This is a genomic window from Halomonas sp. FeN2 (assembly GCF_020595105.1).
Lineage (GTDB): Bacteria > Pseudomonadota > Gammaproteobacteria > Pseudomonadales > Halomonadaceae > Vreelandella > Vreelandella neptunia.
The window spans coordinates 49,006-63,346 of record NZ_CP074200.1 but is presented as its reverse complement, the minus strand read 5'-3'; the positions used below and the strand labels follow the sequence as shown (position 1 = coordinate 63,346).

Here is a 14,341-nt window from a genome sequence, read left to right as displayed (position 1 = left end):
CAACAACAAGGAGCACCACCATGCAAGACGCCTATATTTACGACGGTTTACGCACCCCTTTTGGTCGCCACGGCGGCAGCTTAGCGGCTATTCGCCCAGATGAGCTGTTGGGGCTGACGCTTAAAACACTGGTAGCCCGCAACCCGTTCGCACTTGAAAGCTATGAAGAGGTGCTGGCAGGCTGCACCAACCAGGCGGGGGAAGATTCCCGCAACGTGGCCCGTCACGGCGCATTGCTGGCTGGCCTGCCCATCGAAGTAGCAGGACAAACCGTTAACCGACTTTGCGGCAGCGGCCTGGCAGCGATGATGGATGCCGCCCGGGCGGCACGGCTAGGTGAAGGCGAGCTGTTTTTAGCGGGCGGCGTTGAGTCCATGTCTCGGGCGCCCTATGTATTGGGTAAAGCGGACTCCCCCTATGCGCGCAACCAGCCGATGTACGATACGGTGATCGGCTCTCGCTTTCCCAACCCCTGGATTGCGAAGGAGTACGGCAGCCACAGCATGCCGGAAACTGCTGACAACATTGCCCACGACCTGAATATTGGTCGCGCTGAAAGCGACGCCTTTGCCGCCCGCTCTCAGGCCCGCTACGCCCAAGCGCTGGCCTCAGGCTTTTACGACGGCGAGATGTTTGGCGTAGAGGTGCCCCAAGGACGTAAACAGCCGCCACTGATGGTAGATAAAGACGAACACCCCCGCCCGCAAAGCACCGAAGACAAACTGGCCCAACTGGGCGCGCTGTTTGAGGGTGGCGTTGTCACCGCCGGCAATGCCTCGGGTTTGAATGACGGCGCCGCTGCCATGATTGTGGGTACCATGGCCGCCGGTGAACGTGTGGGCCTAGCACCACGCGCGCGCATTGTCGCCAGCGCCGTTGCCGGTGTTGCACCGCGGGTTATGGGGTTGGGGCCAGTACCCGCTTCGCAAAAGGCGTTGGCGCGTGCCGGGCTTACCCTTGAGCAGATGGATGTAATTGAAATCAACGAGGCGTTTGCCGTTCAGGTGCTTGGCTGCGTGCAGCAGTTAGGGCTCTACGTTGATGATCCACGCTTGAACGCCAACGGCGGCGCCATCGCCATTGGTCATCCTCTGGGGGCTTCAGGAGCACGCTTGGCGCTTACGGCTCTCCGACAGCTTGAGGCGACCGGTGGGCGCTACGCGTTGGTCACCATGTGCATCGGCGTCGGTCAGGGCATTGCCACAATTATCGAGCGTCTGGACGGCTGATTTAGTGTCAAACAGCCGCTATTTCGTTGATAGGCATGAACGCTGCGTCTAAGTAGATATGCGATACTGGGCGCCATAAGCCACCGAATGTTGGGATATTGAATGCACCCCACCGACACTGATGCTGACGACCCGCAGTTGCCCGGAAAAGATCGTAACTTTGTGACTGCGCTCGCGCGCGGTTTAGAGTTGCTGCGCGCCTTTGGCGCAGGTGAAGAGTATTTAGGCAATGCTGAGCTGTCCAACCGTACGAGTATCCCTCGACCGACGGTGTCACGGTTAACCTATACCCTGACCCAGTTGGGCTATCTCCAGCACAATACCCACCTGGAAAAGTACCGCCTTGGGCCAGGTGTCTTAGCCTTGGGGTATCGCTTTCTCGCTAATATGGGCATTCGCGAGATTGCTCGCCCGCATCTACAGAAATTTGCTGATGCCACCGACTGTAACGTTAGCCTGGGCGGGGCCGACCGCAGTGATATGGTTTATTTGGAAACCTGCCACGGCCATGGCCCGCTAATCATTCGCCTGGACACGGGCTCCCGCCTGCCCATTGCTACTTCTGCGATTGGTCGTGCATGGCTATGCGGCTTGTCTGACGAACGACGCCAGCAGGTACTGCAAGAGTTGGCCAGCGAGTATGGCAGCGACTGGCCGCGTTATGAAGCGGGCATACAACAGAGCTTCAAAGACTATGCGCAGTACGGCTTTTGCCTCTCTGAGCAGGATTGGCAGCGCGACATTAGCGCGGTGGCGATGCCGCTGATTTTGGAAGATGGCGCCGAGGTCATGGCGATTAACTGCGGCGGCTCCAGCCTGCGCTTGGATCACGATCGCTTGGTTAATAACTTAGGCCCCCGTCTCAAAGAAGTCGCTAATCAGATTAAGCAGGAACTAGCGCCAAGAAACCGCTCGGCAAGGTAAATTCAAGCTAGGGAGACTTTAACTAACGCTCGTTTGAATGCATCATAGACTTCTAAACAAGCGCATCGATACCAAGAGCGCCAAGGAGTGGGGATGCCAAGCGAGTGGATAGCGCGTCATGATCAAACAGTAACCCTTAAAGGCGAGTGGACACTTGCCAATTATCGCCATATCAAAGCGGCGCTTCAGCAAAGTGACACTCGAACTGAGCCTGGCAAGCCAACGGATGCGACGGTTTCACTAGACGCAATAACCCGCCTTGATACCGCTGGTGCCATACTCATTGTGGAGCTGATTGGCGTTGAGAAAGCGCAGGCGGTAGCGGATTGGGCAGCAGAACTGCCGAAAGAGCAGCAGGCGCTGCTGGTGCGTATTGCCGAAGCCATGGAAGCCCCGCTTGACGTTGATCCTCCTTCCTATTCGCGTATTAACCAAGCGCTTGCCAGCGTGGGTCAACATATGGTGGGGCTTTGGTCTCAGCAGCGCCAGCTGCTGGCCTTTATTGGTCTCGTCGTGGCCACCCTCTTCCAGCTGGTATTGCGGCCACGCCACTGGCGCTTAACGGCCACCGTGGCCCATATCCAGCAGAGCGGTCTTAATGCTGTACCCATCGTCGCGCTACTCACCTTTATGGTGGGCGCCGTCGTGGCTTTCCTTGGCGCTACCGTTTTGCAGGATTTTGGCGCCACGATTTATACCATCGATCTTGTTGCGTTCTCATTCTTGCGAGAGTTCGGTGTTCTGCTTGCTGCGATCCTACTCGCGGGACGAACCGCCAGTGCCTTTACCGCCCAAATTGGCGCCATGAAATCCAATGAAGAGATAGATGCCCTGCAGGCTCAGGGCCTTGATCCTATCGAGCTTTTGGTGCTCCCGCGGGTAATGGCGATGTTAATTAGCCTGCCCATGCTCGCCTTTGTAGGTATGCTCAGCGGCTTAGCGGGGGGCGCCATGGTCACCTCCCTATCACTGGATATTTCACTAACCCAGTTTTTGACCACGCTGCAAAAAGACGTATCGGTGACACACTTTTTGGTAGGGCTAAGCAAAGCCCCGGTGTTTGCCTTTGTGATCGCCGTTATCGGCTGCCTGGAAGGCTTTAAGGTCAGCGGCAGTGCACAGTCGGTGGGAGAACACACCACGTCAAGCGTCGTTCAATCGATTTTTATGGTGATTCTGATTGATGCCGTCGCCGCGCTATTCTTTATGGAGATGGGCTGGTGATGGATTCAGATAAACCGACAGAGCAAAACGACCAACCGGTCATTAAGGTTCGAGGCTTGGTGAACCGCTTTGGCGCTCATGTGGTTCACGAAAATTTAGATCTGACCCTTGAACGCGGAGAAATCCTCGGCGTTGTAGGCGGTTCTGGTACCGGCAAATCAGTGCTGTTACGCAGCATCGTCGGTTTGAAGCGCCCCAATGACGGCACGGTTGAAGTCCTAGGCACAACTCTTAACGAGCTTAACGAGGCACAGCGCAGCCAAATAGAGCGGCGCTTTGGCGTACTGTTTCAGCGCGGTGCGCTGTTCAGCTCGCTGAACTTGCAAGAGAATATTGCCCTACCGCTAATTGAACACGCCAGGCTACCCCGTGAAGACGCCGAGCATCTTGCCAGGGTCAAGCTAGCGTTGGTCGGGCTTCCGCCACAGGCCGCGCTGCAGTTTCCTGAGTCGCTGTCTGGCGGCATGGTCAAGCGCGCCGCCCTTGCCCGTGCCTTAGCCCTTGATCCTGACATCCTGTTTCTGGATGAGCCAACCGCCGGGCTTGATCCTATTGGCGCGGCGGCCTTCGATCAGTTGCTGGTCACCCTTCGCGATGCGCTGGGGTTCAGCGTATTTCTGGTCACCCATGACCTGGATACGCTCTACGCCGCCTGCGATCGGGTCGCCGTGCTCTCGCAGAAACGCGTGTTGGTGGTGGATACCATCGACAAGGTCGCGGAGACCGAAGATGAATGGATTCAAGACTACTTTCACGGGCCGCGTGGTCGAGCCGCGCAAAGTGCTCATACTGCCTCTTCAACGAATGCTTACACACAGGAGTGAGGGTAGATGGAAACCCGCGCGCATCACGTGTTAATCGGTTTATTCACGCTGGGCACCGCCGCAGCGGCGCTGCTGTTTGCGCTATGGATGAGCTATGCAGCAGGCGAACGTAGCTACCAGCCTTACCGCATTCTATTTGAGCGCAGCGTTAGCGGCTTATCGGTCGGCAGCCGAGTACAATATAACGGTATTGAGGTGGGGGACGTCACCGAGCTTAACCTCAATCCTGATGACCCTCGGCAAGTGATTGCCCATATCCGCGTTTACGATGACGCACCGGTCAAGACAGACACCCGGGCAAAACTTGCCTTTGCCAGCATCACCGGCAGCATGTCTGTGCAACTCCACGGCGGCACCCCTGAAGCCCCGCTGCTGATTGATCAAACCGATATCGAAGCGCCGTTTATACGCGCAGACCCTTCGCCCATCGCCACGCTGTTCGATGAAGGCGAAGATATGATCGAGAACATCAACTCAATCCTGAAAAACGTTAACGAGCTGTTTGACGATAACAACCGCGCTCAGGCAGGCAATATTTTAACCAACATTGCTCAGATTACCGAAATGATTGCCGCCCAGCAGGACGCCCTGGATCAGAATATGGCGCTTTTCGGCGAAGCCACTCGCCAAGCGACGACCACACTCAGCAGCATCGACGCACTTAGCCAGGAAGCGACACAGCTGCTGCGTCAAGATGGCCGGCTGGTAATGGAGAGCGCCGCTGATGCGAGTCGCGATGTGGCCCGGGCGGCTCAACGCATTGAGCAGTTAGTGGAAACTAACGCTGGTGCCATCGAAGGCAGCCTGCAGGGCGCGCAAGATATTGCTCCGGCGCTCTCTTCGCTACGCTCCACCCTTGATACACTGGATCGTATTACCCGCCAGCTAGAGGAGAGCCCAACAGACTTTTTCCTGGGCCGTGATCAGGTAGAGGAGTTCCGCCCATGACATTACGCCCCACTGCTATCGTTTTAGTTAGCGCTGCGCTGCTACTCAGCAGTGGCTGCTCAATATTGCCCGAAAGTCAGCCAGCGACCCTGTATCGTCTGCCCAGTAGCGATATACAGCCCGTCACATCAGATTCCATGGCCACCCGCCAACGCCTGGCGGTGGCTGCTCCACAGGCGGGGCATTTACTGAGTAGCAACCGCATTGTGGTTTACCCAGAGGGTAATGTGGTTAATGTGTACGAAGCTGCCCGCTGGCAGGAGAATGCCCCTGCATTACTCCAATCGCGCTTGATCACTGGGTTACAGCAGAGCCGCCTATTCGCCAGTGTGGGTAGCGATAGCCTGCCTTCCGAGCGATTGCTGCTGAGTGAGCTACGTCACTTTCAGAGCGACTACGCTACCCATCCGCCCACGGTGAAGGTTCAGCTCGATGTTCAGCTCGTCAGCACTCAAAACCGCGCTTCAATCGCTACTCAGAGCTTTACCACCAGCGCGCAAGCTATAAGCACCGATATTCCTGATGTGGTTGATGCATTTGGTGATGCTAGTGACGACCTTACTGAGCAGCTGGTCAACTGGCTAGCCAATCAGCAGGAAGCTAATACCCTTGATTAAGCTAGCATTAACTAAGCCAGCGTGATTAGGACGTTGTTGCCCTGCGGGCATACTCCCGCGGGTCGCGGGGGTAGTAGCGTTCCGGCTGACTTTCAAGATGAGTGAAGTATCGAGTGTCCTTGTAGGGCATTTTCATGTAGCCCGAGACGCCTAGGCCCTCGATTTGGTCTACCGAGGCGAGAATGCTCGCCAGCAGCGTACGGAACTCGCCCTTTCGAGCCGGATCCAGCAGACGGTAGTAGCTATGTATTTTGAGGTGCTGTGGCAGCGCTTCAAAAATGATCATGCCGGTATGGTGTATGTCATTGAGCTGCAGCAGCACATGCATAATCGCCTCGGGCAAAACCAACAGCTCTTCTGGGTCGGGGCCATCTTCGAAATAGCTGTGCTGACGGGTGCGATCTTCAAGCTCCGGCACTGCGCTCAACTCATAACCTATCGCCATGCTGGGTTCGCTGACAAACGCCTCATCGACAGAAGCTCGCTCTAAGTGCAGTGTTTGGCGCGCATTAAACAAGCAGCTTTTAAACACGCCCTGGCGGTGAATCGCCCGCGCCAGGTGCACCATATTATTGACCGCTTCAATAAAGGCAGGCTTCAACGCCGGGTCGTGTAAATTCAACGACGAATCGATATACACCCCTTCACGCTCCCAGCGAACCGCCAAGCCCCCCACCACCGGATATTTACCCAGTCGGCTGACCGAGGCCAAAAAGGCCTTTTCGGTTTCCCCCATACCCTGCATAAACTGCTTATAGTAGCGGTCTAACTGCACATCATTGACATCATTCAGGGTTTCCTGGGCATTCGCCTCGCGTAAAAAGGCTTTGCGCGAGCTATAGACCACGGTATCGATCTCCTGATGCGCGGGTCGCGCCCATACAGGCACCAGCGGTACATTGAGCGATGCAGGCAGATCGATCATTACCACCCTGGCCATTCGCGGCATGTTGTCTAAAAAGTAGTCGCCCGCTTTGCGCCGCACCTGAGGGTCGGGGTCGAGCATGCCATCCAGGGTGCGGGCAAACTCCATCGGCAAACCCAGCGAACTGGCGGGAATCGCCCGATGGCCAAATCGACACGACTGCGCCGACGCCAGCGCATACAGGGTTCCCGCTGCGCCCTGCTCATCGAACCGCGGCGATGACAGTGCGCCGTTTAACTGCTCTTCGCCGATAAAGTAAACATCGCCCAGGCGGGCATTGGTTTGCTGCAGATTATCCGACATCAGCTCCATGACGTTGGCGCCCACAAACTGCAGTTGAGCATCTAATTGGGCAAATACCGACGAGCCCCAATCGATCAGCGCAATAGACTCCTGCTCGGCGTCATACACCAAGTTAGAGGGCTTAATATCGCCATGCACCACCGGCCGCGCCTGGGGGCCTGACTCCCGGCGCAGGGCAGTCAGTATGTCGGCCAACTGCGCCGCTATGCGCACAATCAAGCGTGGAGAGAGGCGTCCCTGCTTAAGCGATACCTGCTCTAAATTCCAGCCGGGGGCACGCTCCATTACCAGAATGGACTGCCCCCGGGAGCGCTGGTAGGCGATCAAGCCCGGTATTCGCGGATGTGAGACTTGACCGAGCATAAACGCCTCTTCCTCGAGGCGCTCCTGCAAGTGCGTGGGCAGGGTAATGCGGGAGAACTTAAAGACATAGTGCGCTATAGCGCCTTGGTGGACGGTGCTGCCAGCAAATACAAAGCCGTAGGCGCCCTTGCCAATGAGCTCGATGTCCTGATAACCCAACTGGGTGAGCTGCGCTTGGCACAGCGCCACCCAATCTTTTAGCTTACGGGCATCGTGATGACTCAGCAGGTAGACCGACTGCTCTTCGGGTATATAAAACTGCTGAAGCGGTGCCTGATACATTGATTTACACCAACAGTGATTTACACCAACAGTGATTTACACCAACACCGTTTTCACGCCAAGTGAAGCAGCATGGTTTCAGGGGCTTCCAGGAAAGCCTTCCAGGCATTACAGAAGCGCGCAATGGTACCGCCGTCTATAAAGCGGTGATCGCCCGCCCAGGTGATGGTCATAATCGCCCGGCGCTGCACCGCGCCCTGCTCATCAAAGCGCGGTAGCCACTGGGTTTTACCAATCGCCACAATAGCGGCCTCGGGGGCGTTAATGATCGGCGCGGCGTAGGTGCCTCCAAGCGCTCCGATATTGGAAATACTAATGGTGCCGCCTTTTAGATCCGCCTGATCAACCCGCCCCTCCCGGGCTGAGTTGGTTAACCGGCCGACTTCCCGGGCAATTTCCAACAGAGTTAAGTGCTCAACGTTTTTAACATTGGGCACCATCAGGCCTGACTTGCTATCTACCGCCATACCGATATTGCACTGGTGGTAGTAGTGCAGCTCATCCCTCGCGGCATTTAACTGGGCATTAACGATGGGCTCTTCGGCAACGGCTAGCGCCATGGCTTTCATAAAAAACGGCATTAGCGTCAGCCGTTCGCCCTGGGCCTCGGCTAGCGGCTTTAAGCGCTCCCGCAGCGCCAGCAGTGCAGTTACGTCGATCTCTTCACCGTAGTGAAAATGTGGAATGGTGCTGGCTGCCTCGACCATGCGCTTGGCCATGACCGCCCGCACGCCGCGGAGGGGTTCCACTCTGGGCGCCTGGGTTTCGGTTGGGTTTTTAACAGTTTGATTGCTAACAACGTTGTTGTTCGATGAAGCTGCACCTGGGGATGCTTGGTCTAGATGCGCCAGCACATCCTCTTTTAGCACCCGACCATCTTTGCCGCTGCCAGCGATCTCCGTGAGCTGTAAAGAATGTTCACGCACCAGGCGCCTGACGGCGGGGCTGGCTGGCACCTTGTCATATAAGCGACCAGCAGCCGGGGTACTTGTAGCAGTGGACGGTTCAGTCGTCTGTGCAACCGGCTTATCTCTGGAGGCCGATTGCGCCACTTCTGGCTCGGCCTCGCTCATATTGTTACTCGCCCCATCCACTTGATAGGCATACAGCGGCGCATGCACTTTGGCAATTTGGCCCTGGGCCACATACAGCTTGGTCACGATACCGGCTTCGGGGGCGGTAATCTCCACCAGCGCCTTGTCGGTCATGACTTCAACGATAGGCTGGTCTTCTTCAATTTGATCGCCTTCCGCGACGCGCCATTCGACGACTTCGCACTCGACGATACCTTCGCCAATATCAGGCAGTAAAAAATCGCTCATTGTTTTTCTCCCCATGCGTACTTTGGCATTAATAGGCGCTAAAAGTTGACGCTTTCGCGAATCGCTTCAAAAATCTTCAGGTGATCAGGCAGATACTCTTTTTCCAGCACCAGCGGAAAAGGCGTATCCAGACCCGTCACCCGGGCAATGGGCGATTCCAGGTAGAGAAAACAACGCTCTTGAATAGTGGCTGCAATTTCACCGGCAAAGCCACCGGTTAACGGAGCTTCATGGCTCACCACGAGGCGGCCGGTTTTAAATACGGATTCAGCTACCGTGTCGGCATCCCAGGGCAGCAGTGAGCGCAGATCGATCACTTCACAGGCGATGCCCTGCTCTTCGGCTAACTCGACCGCTTTGCCGATTACCTCCATCTGCGCGCCCCAGCCCACCACGGTAATATCGGTGCCCTCTTTGGTGATTTCGGCTTCGCCAATGGGTAGCTGGTAATCCTCTTCGGGCACTTCGCCGACTGAAGCGCGATAAAGACGCTTCGGCTCCAGAAAAAGCACCGGATCCGGATCGCGAATAGCGGCGAGCAGTAGCCCTTTGGCCTGATAGGGGTTGCGCGGCACCACCACCTTTAATCCAGGTGTATGGGTGAAATAGGCTTCCGGTGATTGAGAGTGATAAAGGCCACCAGCGATACCGCCACCGTAAGGGGTGCGAATGGTCAGACCACCAACGTTAAACAGATCGCCTGAGCGGTAGCGGAACTTGGCGGTTTCGTTAACGATCTGGTCAAACGCCGGAAAGATATAGTCGGCAAACTGTATTTCTGCCACAGACACCGAGCCTTGGGCCGCCAAGCCATTGGCGAAGCCGATAATGCCCTGCTCGACAAGTGGCGTATTGAAACAGCGTGCTTTGCCGTACTTCTCCTGCAGGTGACTGGTGGCCCGAAATACACCGCCAAAAATACCCACGTCTTCACCAAAGCAGATGACTTTTTCATCCTCTGCCATGGCGATATCCAGTGCATTATTAATTGCCTGGAGCATGTTCATGGTAGCCATGTTACGCCTCTCCCTGAGTATCAGTCTCGGTGCCCACGTCTAAATCCAACGACTGCGCCCCGCGGGGATAAGCCTCTGGGTAGCGACGAATATGGCGTTTTAACTGATCGAATTGGCGCTGCAACGCTGGGGTGATATCGGCATACACATCGCTGATCAGGCTCTCTAGTGGCGGCGATGAGCGCTTCTCAGCCCGCTTCATGGTTTCTAGCACTTCACGTCGCAGGATTTCCTGCTGGGTGGCCTCCTCCTCTTCGCTCCACCACTGTTTCTTCAGGAGCCATTTTTGCAGCCGCAGCAGTGGGTCTTTGGCGCGCCACACCTCCTCCTCATCTTTCGAGCGGTAGCCAGAAGGGTCATCGGAAGAGGAGTGTGCGGCAAGGCGATAGCTCATGGCCTCGATCAATACCGGCTGATTTTGCTCAACGGCGATCTTACGTGCCAGCCGGGTTGCCTCGTAAACAGCCAGCACGTCGTTGCCATCTACCCGGATCACATGCATGTGATAGCCAAAGGCACGCGGTGCGATACCGTCTGCCGCAAACTGCTCGACGGCAGGAGTGGAAATCGCATAGCCATTGTTACGGCAGAAGAAAATCACCGGCACCTGATGCACTGAGGCCATATTCAGCGCGGCGTGGAAATCACCCTCTGAGGCAGCGCCTTCACCAAAAAACGTTAACGTGCAGTGACCGTTGCCGGCGAGTTTTTGCCCGTAGGCGTAGCCCGTGGCCTGAGGAATCTGAGTCGCTAAGGGAGACGAGATGGTCATGTAGTGCAACTTGCGCGACCCATAGTGAATCGGCATTTGACGGCCTTTGCCGTAGTCCAGCTCGTTGCCGAACAGCTGATTCATAAATTCGTCGATGGAGAAGCCACGATACATTAAAGCGCCCTGCTCACGGTACTGCGCCATAATCATATCGGCGTCATTGAGCGCAGCAGTGGCGCCCACTACGGCGGCCTCCTCCCCGGTACACTGCATATAGAAGCTCAGCCGCCCCTGGCGCTGAGCCGCCATCATGCGTTCATCGAGAATGCGCGTGGCCAGCATTGCCTGATAGATACGCCGGGCATGATCACGCTCAAGCGCGGGCTCATCAGCGCCGCTATGCAGCTCACCCTCGGGGTTAAGCAGACTGAAGGTAGGAATCGAAAATTCGTCGCCGGTCATGAAGTCCGGCTGGTGTACATACTGTGTCATCATTATTGTCCTTGTTTTACCCCTTTTGAGGGCAGTGTTGTTGGTATTGACCGTTTATGCCAGTGGATTTATCTGTCATAGGCCAACGCAACATCTAGCTACCACAACGTTAAGGACAATAACGCAGCGCAAGGACTTTAGGGATGCTACTTAAGACGCAGAGAAGTTAAAACAAAGGGTTATTAAGACACAGGAAAATTAGGCATCGGAGATGCGTGCACGCAGCTGACGCTGCAGCACTTCAAACAAGCTATCGATCGTCAGAGCCAACAACGCAATGGTCAGCGCCCCTTGCACCACATAGGCCATATTGCCGTTCACAATGCCGGAGATAATCGGGTCGCCCAGGTTACTGGCTCCCACGGTAGCCCCTAACGCGGCAGTGGCAATATTAATGGTCACCGAGGTACGGATGCCCGCCAGGATGACCGGCGCTGCCAGAGGCAGTTCAACTTGGCGCAGGATTTGCCCAGGCTTCATGCCCATCGCGTGAGCAGCCGCTTTTAAATCGCCCTCGACGCCCTGCAAACCGGCAAGGGTATTGCGCACGATAGGCAGTAGCCCGTAGAGCATTAACGCAACAATAATGGGTAAGGTACCAAACCCCAGAACGGGCACCGCCAGCGCTAAAACCGCCACTGGGGGAAACGTTTGTCCAAGCGATGCCAACTGCGCCACCAGGGGTAAAAAATCACTGCCCCAACTGCGGGTAACGGCGATGCCCGCCGCTACTCCCACGATAATGGTTACCAGTGCTGCAATGCCGACCACAAAGAGGTGGCGGCCTAGCAAGGTTACAAAGCCGGCGCGATCGTAGATGACCTGCCGGGCCTCGGGCTCTATCCAGCGAAACAGAGGCTCGGCGGCCGACATGGTAACGACGCTAATCATTAGCAGCGCTCCCCAAAGCAATGGCCATAGCCATGGCGGGGCTTTTTTGTGGGACTGGGCGACGCTTAGCGAGTTACTCACGCGGGTTTCCATTATCCAGTTGAGCCTCCTTGATAATTCTCCGCAACGATAGCTCGCCGACCGGTACATCATGTTGATCAACAACGGTCAATCGGTCGCTATGATCGCGCAGCATCATGGAGAGCGCCTGACGGAGTGAAAAAGTCCCCGGGATGCGCGACTGCGAGGGCAAAGTAGGCCCCATGGAGGTCATGTGATCTTTCACACGGGTTAACGCTGCTTGTTTAAGGCCTCTTTCCAGACCACCCAAAAGCGACTCGACAAAAGGGTCAGCGGGGCTTTGTAATAGCGCCAGCGGAGAACCTTGTTGCACGATTTGGCCTTCGCGCATTACCACCAAATGATCTGCCAGCTTAAGCGCTTCATCCATATCGTGGGTCACAAATACCACGGTTTTGTGCAACCGTGCCTGTAGCTTGGCCAGTTCATCCTGTAGCTTTTCACGGGTAATAGGATCAAGCGCGCCGAAGGGTTCATCCATCAGCAGAATATCCGGGTCTGCCGCCAAGGCACGTGCAACACCCACTCGCTGCGCCTGCCCCCCGGAAAGCTGATGCGGGTATTTATGGCCAAACTCATCCACCGGCAAACCGAGCAAATGCATCAATTCGGCTACTCGTGACTGGACGTCCGTTGCTGACCACTTCAATAACCGTGGCACCAGACCGATGTTGCGCGCAACGTTCCAATGGGGAAACAACCCGGTGTGCTGAATCACATAGCCAATCCGGCGGCGTAACTTCACCGGGTCGTAGGCGTCAATCGCCTGACCATCAAGGATGATGTCGCCTTCGCTGTGCTCAATTAAGCGGTTGATCATACGTAGCGTGGTCGATTTACCACAGCCAGAGGTACCCACCAAGGCACAGAATTTACCCTTAGCTACCCGTAGCGAAATATCGTCCACCGCGGTTTCATCTCCAAACCGCTTGGATACGTGGGAGAGTTCAATCATCTTGTTCCTCCGGGGCGCAGCGCTTCTGCCAAGGCACCTAAGCCCGCATCCACCACCAGAGCCAACATTAAAATAGGCAGCGCGCCAAGCAGCACCATATCCATGGCGGCCTGACCCAAGCCTTGAAAAATAAACGTACCCAGCCCGCCCGCACCAATCAGAGCCGCAACGGCGGTGAGTCCAATGGCCTGAACAGTGGTAATACGCACCCCTTCCAACAGCACCGGCAGCGCCAACGGTAACCGCACCTGCCAAAAGCGCTGCCCGGCACGCATGCCCATTCCTTTGGCGGCTTCTAAGGTCTCGGGACTCACTTGTTCAAGCGCGGTGTAGGTATTGCGCACAATAGGCAGCAGGCTATAGGCAATCAGTGCAATTAAAGCGGGCGTAGTGCCAATACCGCTAACGCCAAGCTGGCCTAAAAATGGCACGTTGGCGGCAAGCCAGGCTAGTGGCGCCAGCAATAGACCGAATAGCGCCAAGCTGGGAATGGTTTGAAGAAAATTGAGCACTGCGAACACGCCCTTCTGAAGCCTGGCATAGCGTCTCATCAGCATGGCAAGCGCTAGCCCAAGCACAATACTCACGCTGACGGCGATACCGACCAGCTTAATATGCTGCGCGACGGCACTTAGAAACTGCTGATCACGGGCTTTAAATTCTTGAACGAGAGCCAGCGTTTCCAGCCCAAAAGCTGCACATAGCCACCACACCACCGCAACACCACATAACAATAGCGTGGGCCATATCCGCGTGAGATTTAAGCGTAAACGCAGTTCCACTAAGCACAGCAGCAGTACAAACAGAACAACCCAATACGCCGTTCCCAAGCCTAAACGCGCTTGGGGCCTCTCAGGGTCAATCAGTAAATAGCTGCTCGCCATCAACCCCACCGGCATTAGCGCCATGATCACTATCACCGCCGCTAACAGCGCTCGATAGTGGCGATGGGTTGGCTGACACGCGAGAATACCAATAAAGGAAAGCAGTAGCGTTGCTAATAGCGCGCCTGGCCAGCCAAAAGCCTCCAGTGCGCCATACCCTGTCCCCAACACAATCCGGTTTGGGGCCATGCTGACCACATCAAAGAACCAGAATGCGGCCAGCATAATAAGGCTCAGGCTAACGAGCACAACGTTAGGGTGCCACCCTTCCCAACGAAGTCGCGGGGTGGGCAGTGCATCCATCAACGACATTAATTAGTTATCCCGAGCGTTAGCATTAATTTATAAG

The 14,341-nt window shown here is 56.0% G+C and carries 13 protein-coding genes; 6 read left to right on the top strand and 7 right to left on the bottom strand.

Going from position 1 to position 14,341, the window contains the following annotated elements:
• Nucleotides 1-20: 20 nt before the first annotated feature.
• The 6 genes from KF947_RS00290 (at nucleotide 21) to KF947_RS00265 (ending at nucleotide 5,766) form a co-directional block, all read left to right on the top strand.
• Entirely contained in the window at nucleotides 21-1,229 is a 1,209-nt protein-coding gene (locus KF947_RS00290) for a 3-oxoadipyl-CoA thiolase (protein ID WP_133732874.1), read from the top strand.
• 102 nt (nucleotides 1,230-1,331) lie between these two features.
• Nucleotides 1,332-2,153, top strand: a complete 822-nt coding sequence (locus tag KF947_RS00285) for an IclR family transcriptional regulator (protein ID WP_027959572.1) — start codon at nucleotides 1,332-1,334, stop codon at nucleotides 2,151-2,153.
• Nucleotides 2,154-2,246: 93 nt separating this feature from the next.
• The gene (locus KF947_RS00280) at nucleotides 2,247-3,377 is read left to right on the top strand and encodes an MlaE family ABC transporter permease (protein ID WP_133732875.1); all 1,131 of its coding nucleotides are present in this window, start codon (nucleotides 2,247-2,249) and stop codon (nucleotides 3,375-3,377) included.
• Complete coding sequence (locus KF947_RS00275; RefSeq protein ID WP_227406253.1) at nucleotides 3,377-4,201, top strand: ABC transporter ATP-binding protein; 825 nt, start codon at nucleotides 3,377-3,379, stop codon at nucleotides 4,199-4,201. The genes KF947_RS00280 and KF947_RS00275 overlap by 1 nt, the downstream gene beginning before the upstream one ends.
• Before the next feature lie 6 nt (nucleotides 4,202-4,207).
• A complete protein-coding gene (locus KF947_RS00270) occupies nucleotides 4,208-5,149 on the top strand; it encodes an MlaD family protein (RefSeq protein ID WP_227405147.1) in 942 nt (313 codons plus the stop codon).
• Nucleotides 5,146-5,766, top strand: a complete 621-nt coding sequence (locus KF947_RS00265) for an ABC-type transport auxiliary lipoprotein family protein (RefSeq protein ID WP_133732877.1) — start codon at nucleotides 5,146-5,148, stop codon at nucleotides 5,764-5,766. Before KF947_RS00270 ends, KF947_RS00265 begins: the two co-directional genes overlap by 4 nt.
• A 25-nt stretch (nucleotides 5,767-5,791) precedes the next feature.
• On the opposite strand, the gene KF947_RS00260 is transcribed toward KF947_RS00265, so the two are convergent.
• The 7 genes from KF947_RS00260 to KF947_RS00230 all read right to left on the bottom strand — a co-directional run bounded on the left by KF947_RS00260 (nucleotide 5,792) and on the right by KF947_RS00230 (nucleotide 14,304).
• Nucleotides 5,792-7,639 carry a protein kinase domain-containing protein gene (locus KF947_RS00260; protein WP_227405146.1) on the bottom strand — a complete coding sequence of 616 codons (1,848 nt, stop codon included), beginning with the start codon at nucleotides 7,637-7,639 and terminating at the stop codon, nucleotides 5,792-5,794.
• Nucleotides 7,640-7,692: 53 nt separating this feature from the next.
• Complete coding sequence (locus KF947_RS00255) at nucleotides 7,693-8,961, bottom strand: 2-oxo acid dehydrogenase subunit E2 (protein ID WP_227405145.1); 1,269 nt, start codon at nucleotides 8,959-8,961, stop codon at nucleotides 7,693-7,695.
• 38 nt (nucleotides 8,962-8,999) lie between these two features.
• Nucleotides 9,000-9,977: an alpha-ketoacid dehydrogenase subunit beta gene (locus KF947_RS00250; protein WP_227405144.1), complete on the bottom strand. Its 978-nt coding sequence runs from the start codon at nucleotides 9,975-9,977 to the stop codon at nucleotides 9,000-9,002.
• 1 nt (nucleotide 9,978) lies between these two features.
• Nucleotides 9,979-11,181 (bottom strand): thiamine pyrophosphate-dependent dehydrogenase E1 component subunit alpha, encoded by a 1,203-nt coding sequence (locus KF947_RS00245; protein ID WP_227405143.1) that lies wholly within the window; start codon nucleotides 11,179-11,181, stop codon nucleotides 9,979-9,981.
• A gap of 198 nt (nucleotides 11,182-11,379) precedes the next feature.
• Nucleotides 11,380-12,165, bottom strand: a complete 786-nt coding sequence (locus KF947_RS00240; RefSeq protein WP_133732882.1) for an ABC transporter permease — start codon at nucleotides 12,163-12,165, stop codon at nucleotides 11,380-11,382.
• Entirely contained in the window at nucleotides 12,146-13,108 is a 963-nt protein-coding gene (locus KF947_RS00235) for an ABC transporter ATP-binding protein (RefSeq protein ID WP_227405142.1), read from the bottom strand. Before KF947_RS00235 ends, KF947_RS00240 begins: the two co-directional genes overlap by 20 nt.
• On the bottom strand, nucleotides 13,105-14,304 hold the full coding sequence (locus tag KF947_RS00230) for an ABC transporter permease (RefSeq protein WP_227405141.1): 1,200 nt from the start codon (nucleotides 14,302-14,304) through the stop codon (nucleotides 13,105-13,107). The genes KF947_RS00235 and KF947_RS00230 overlap by 4 nt, the downstream gene beginning before the upstream one ends.
• Between the last annotated feature and the right edge of the window lie 37 nt (nucleotides 14,305-14,341).

What these genes read in the sequence shown, in the direction of transcription:
- KF947_RS00250 (WP_227405144.1), bottom strand. Translation starts at nt 9,977, where the DNA reads ATGGCTACCATGAACATGCTCCAGGCAATTAATAATGCACTGGATATC.
- KF947_RS00270 (WP_227405147.1), top strand. Translation starts at nt 4,208, where the DNA reads ATGGAAACCCGCGCGCATCACGTGTTAATCGGTTTATTCACGCTGGGC.
- KF947_RS00255 (WP_227405145.1), bottom strand. Translation starts at nt 8,961, where the DNA reads ATGAGCGATTTTTTACTGCCTGATATTGGCGAAGGTATCGTCGAGTGC.
- KF947_RS00285 (WP_027959572.1), top strand. Translation starts at nt 1,332, where the DNA reads ATGCACCCCACCGACACTGATGCTGACGACCCGCAGTTGCCCGGAAAA.
- KF947_RS00245 (WP_227405143.1), bottom strand. Translation starts at nt 11,181, where the DNA reads ATGACACAGTATGTACACCAGCCGGACTTCATGACCGGCGACGAATTT.
- KF947_RS00260 (WP_227405146.1), bottom strand. Translation starts at nt 7,639, where the DNA reads ATGTATCAGGCACCGCTTCAGCAGTTTTATATACCCGAAGAGCAGTCG.
- KF947_RS00230 (WP_227405141.1), bottom strand. Translation starts at nt 14,304, where the DNA reads ATGTCGTTGATGGATGCACTGCCCACCCCGCGACTTCGTTGGGAAGGG.
- KF947_RS00280 (WP_133732875.1), top strand. Translation starts at nt 2,247, where the DNA reads ATGCCAAGCGAGTGGATAGCGCGTCATGATCAAACAGTAACCCTTAAA.
- KF947_RS00240 (WP_133732882.1), bottom strand. Translation starts at nt 12,165, where the DNA reads ATGGAAACCCGCGTGAGTAACTCGCTAAGCGTCGCCCAGTCCCACAAA.
- KF947_RS00290 (WP_133732874.1), top strand. Translation starts at nt 21, where the DNA reads ATGCAAGACGCCTATATTTACGACGGTTTACGCACCCCTTTTGGTCGC.
- KF947_RS00235 (WP_227405142.1), bottom strand. Translation starts at nt 13,108, where the DNA reads ATGATTGAACTCTCCCACGTATCCAAGCGGTTTGGAGATGAAACCGCG.
- KF947_RS00265 (WP_133732877.1), top strand. Translation starts at nt 5,146, where the DNA reads ATGACATTACGCCCCACTGCTATCGTTTTAGTTAGCGCTGCGCTGCTA.
- KF947_RS00275 (WP_227406253.1), top strand. Translation starts at nt 3,377, where the DNA reads ATGGATTCAGATAAACCGACAGAGCAAAACGACCAACCGGTCATTAAG.